The sequence below is a fragment of the Oscillibacter sp. KLE 1728 genome (genome assembly GCF_934833455.1).
Classification (GTDB): Bacteria; Bacillota; Clostridia; order Oscillospirales; family Oscillospiraceae; genus Oscillibacter; species Oscillibacter welbionis.
On the sequence record NZ_CAKVVF010000137.1, the window covers coordinates 1 to 3021 of the forward strand.

The 3021-nt window shown below is 61.9% G+C and carries 5 protein-coding genes; 1 reads left to right on the forward strand and 4 read right to left on the reverse strand.

The window, feature by feature from the left end:
* Both QVE23_RS10800 and QVE23_RS10805 read right to left on the reverse strand, forming a co-directional pair.
* Positions 1-344, reverse strand: a 344-nt coding sequence (locus QVE23_RS10800) for a WapI family immunity protein (RefSeq protein ID WP_287968220.1), incomplete at its 3' end; no start/stop codon positions are given.
* A 15-nt stretch (positions 345-359) separates the two neighbouring features.
* Entirely contained in the window at positions 360-1385 is a 1026-nt protein-coding gene (locus QVE23_RS10805; RefSeq protein WP_119310717.1) for an aldo/keto reductase, read from the reverse strand.
* A 253-nt stretch (positions 1386-1638) separates the two neighbouring features.
* On the opposite strand from QVE23_RS10805, the gene QVE23_RS10810 reads away from it, so the two are divergent.
* The gene (locus tag QVE23_RS10810) at positions 1639-2013 is read left to right on the forward strand and encodes a winged helix-turn-helix domain-containing protein (RefSeq protein ID WP_021749746.1); all 375 of its coding nucleotides are present in this window, start codon (positions 1639-1641) and stop codon (positions 2011-2013) included.
* Positions 2014-2118: 105 nt separating this feature from the next.
* On the opposite strand, the gene QVE23_RS10815 is transcribed toward QVE23_RS10810, so the two are convergent.
* Both QVE23_RS10815 and QVE23_RS10820 read right to left on the reverse strand, forming a co-directional pair.
* Positions 2119-2775: a cytidylate kinase-like family protein gene (locus QVE23_RS10815; protein ID WP_287968222.1), complete on the reverse strand. Its 657-nt coding sequence runs from the start codon at positions 2773-2775 to the stop codon at positions 2119-2121.
* A gap of 53 nt (positions 2776-2828) precedes the next feature.
* Positions 2829-3021: hypothetical protein (locus QVE23_RS10820; RefSeq protein WP_287968224.1), on the reverse strand; the 193-nt coding region annotated here is incomplete at its 5' end.

The window sequence follows — 3021 nt, forward strand, 5'->3', positions numbered from 1 at the left end:
TCCCCATCCATGGTGTTGGGCAGATAGAAGGACACCACCACTTCAAAGGTCCCGTCTCCCAATGCCCGGGCGCCGACGGAGAAGTAAAAGTTCTCCTGAAAGTCACTGACGTACACATCCCGGATTCCAGCCTTCAGCACTTTCAGCCCGGCGCTCATGCTCTGGAGCTCGTGGGTCAGCAGGCAGCTGTTGGAATCCTTCACCACGTCTCCGTCCTCCTTGTTCCAGGTGGCCCGGAGCACCAGCCAGTTCCGGTCGTCACTGGTGGGGTCGCCGCCGTCCGGCGGAAATTCATAGTTCACGATATCCAGCCTCAGGCTGGACTCCTCATTGCGGAAGAGCATCTGGGGTTCTCCTTTTCAGTCGTTGTGATGGGCGGCGTAAAACGCGTCGTAGTCCGCCAGCTGCTTCTGCAGCAGGGCCGGGGTGTCCAGCCCATAGGGACAGCGGGACTTGCAGGCGTTGCAGTGGATGCAGTTTTTGATCTGGTGCATCTTCTCCCGCCACTCGTCGCTCAGATAGGGCTTATAGGGTGCCCGCCGCAGCAGCTGGGCCATCCGGGCCGCCTGGGGGATGTCGATGCCGGCGGCGCAGGGCAGGCAGTAGCCGCAGGAGCGGCAGAAGTCCCCCGACAGCTCCGTCCGGTCGTGGTCGATCACCGCCTGGAGCTCCGGCGTCATGCGGGGATTCCGCTCCGTCAGCTCCAGCCACTGGTCCAGCTCCCACTCATGCTGGATGCCCCAGATGGGCACCACGTCTGGATGCTCCTGCATAAAGGCGTAGCAGGCCTCCGCATTGTTCAGCAGGCCGCCGGAGAGGCCCTTCATGGCGATGAAGCCCATGTCGTGCTCCCGGCACAGCTCCACCAGCTCCAGGTCCTTCTCCGTGGCCAGATAGCAGAAGGGGAACTGCAGCGTCTCAAAATTGCCGGACTCAATGGCCTCGTGGGCCACCTTCAGCCGATGGTTGGTGATGCCGATGTGGCGGATGTAGCCCTTCTGCTTGGCCTCCAGTGCGGCGGCAAAGGGCCCGTCCGGGTCATGGATATCCGGCAGCACCGCCGGATTGTGGAACTGGAACAGGTCGATGTAATCCGTCCGCAGGCTGCGGAGGCTCTGCTCAATGTGGGCCTGGACCGTCTTTTTGTCTCCTCCGCCGCTCTTGGTGGAAATCACCACGTTCTGCCGCACGTCGTGGAGGGCCTCTCCCAGTTTTTCCTCGCTGTCAGTGTACATATTCGCGGTGTCGAAATAGTTGATTCCCGCCTCACAGGCCCGGCGGACCAGCTTCACTGCATCCGCCTTGGAAATCCGCTGGATGGGCAGGGCACCGAACGCCGTCTTGGTCACCAGCAGGCCGGTACGGCCCAGTCTGATTTTCTCCATAATAGTTCCTCCTTCCCGCACAGAGCGGGTCACTCCCCTGCATTGGATTGTATCACATTTTTCCAGGTTTGCAAACCGCAAATCCTGTGATATGATAGAAGCAGAATATCGCTTCGGAGGGACATGATCTCCCGTCCGGGACCCCGGCACCCCTGTCCTCAGCCTATTGGGGTCTCGCCCGGCAGGTCGGGCCCCGGATGGGTGTCCGGACGGTCCCGGCGGGGGATTGGGACAGAAACAGAGGAGGCGCCCTATGGCACAGAATGAGCTCCATTTGAAAGTGACGCTGCGAATTTACAGCGACGATGACCAGCGCTGCTTCGGCCCCGGCATCGCCACCCTGCTGCAGCGGGTGCGGGAGCACCACTCCCTCCGGGCCGGAGCCGCCTCTATGGAAATGGCCTACTCCAAGGCGTGGCGTATCATCCGCACAGCTGAGACAGTGTTTGGGTGCAAGCTGCTCTCCTCCACCATCGGAGGTGCCCACGGCGGCGGCGCGGTGCTGACGCCGGAGGCGGAGCGCCTTCTGGCGGCCTATGAGGCCTACTGCGCCGATGTGGGCACCTACGCCCAGGGGAAATTCGAGGATGCCTTCCGCTTCTACCGGGATCTGGACCATCGGCCATGACCCGGTGCGGCGTGAGCCGCCGTGCCTGCCCAGGAGTTATCCTCTCTGAACAGGAAAACGGGACCGGAGCCTGTGCGGCTCCGGTCCCTCCGTGTTTTGCGGCGCTTACGTCCGGGGACGGGTGGGATCCTCCTCCGTGGGGCTGGGGATCGGATGCTCCTTGTGGGCCACCATGGCCTGGATCAGCTCCACGGTCCGGCCCAGGCCCAGATAGCTGGAATCGATGCAGAAGTGGTAGCTGTCCACACTGCCCCACTTCTTGGAGGAATAGTACTCGTAATAGGACGCCCGGCGCTTGTCGGTCTTGAGGATCAGCTGGCGGGCCTTCTCCGGCGTGAGGTTCTGCCGCTGGGCCACGCGCTGGATACGGACCTCCAGGGGTGCGCTGATAAACAGGCTCAGGTGGTTGGGATAGTCCGCCAGGGCGTAGTCCGCGCACCGGCCGATGATAACGCAGGGCCCTTGGTCCGCGATGTGCTGGATGGTGTTGAAAGTCGCCAGATACACCTGTTGTTCCAGAGAGTCACCCACACCGCTGCCGGGCAGGGCAAACATATAGGAATCCATGGCGATGGAGTACAGGAGGCTCTTGGGCCGCTCGTCGAAGTTTTCAAAAATCTTCTCGCACAGGCCGCTCTTCTTGGCGGCCTCCTGCAGCAGCTCCTTGTCATAGAAGGGAATGCCCAGCTCCTTGGCCACGCGGATGCCGATCTCCTTGCCGCCGCTGCCAAACTGCCGGCCGATGGTGATGATGGTTTTCATAGAGAACCCTCCTCTCCTTGTTGGTTTTATTATACCGCAAGAAGAGGCCGCCGTCAAACAGTACCGGGCGGACCGTCGCCGGAATCGCCCTCATCCGGCGGAAGGGGATGCCAGGGCTCCCGTTTTCCGGAAAAAAAGCGGCGGGCAATAGCATCCTTCACCATCTCCACCAGTGCATACCAGAGGTGTCCTGCCGCGAAGAGAATCACCAGGGCCAGCAGGACGGCACCGACCTGCTCCAGGGAA

Excerpts from the sequence above, each read along its gene's own strand:
- QVE23_RS10805 (WP_119310717.1), bottom strand. The coding sequence starts at position 1,385 with ATGGAGAAAATCAGACTGGGCCGTACCGGCCTGCTGGTGACCAAGACG.
- QVE23_RS10810 (WP_021749746.1), top strand. The coding sequence starts at position 1,639 with ATGGCACAGAATGAGCTCCATTTGAAAGTGACGCTGCGAATTTACAGC.
- QVE23_RS10815 (WP_287968222.1), bottom strand. The coding sequence starts at position 2,775 with ATGAAAACCATCATCACCATCGGCCGGCAGTTTGGCAGCGGCGGCAAG.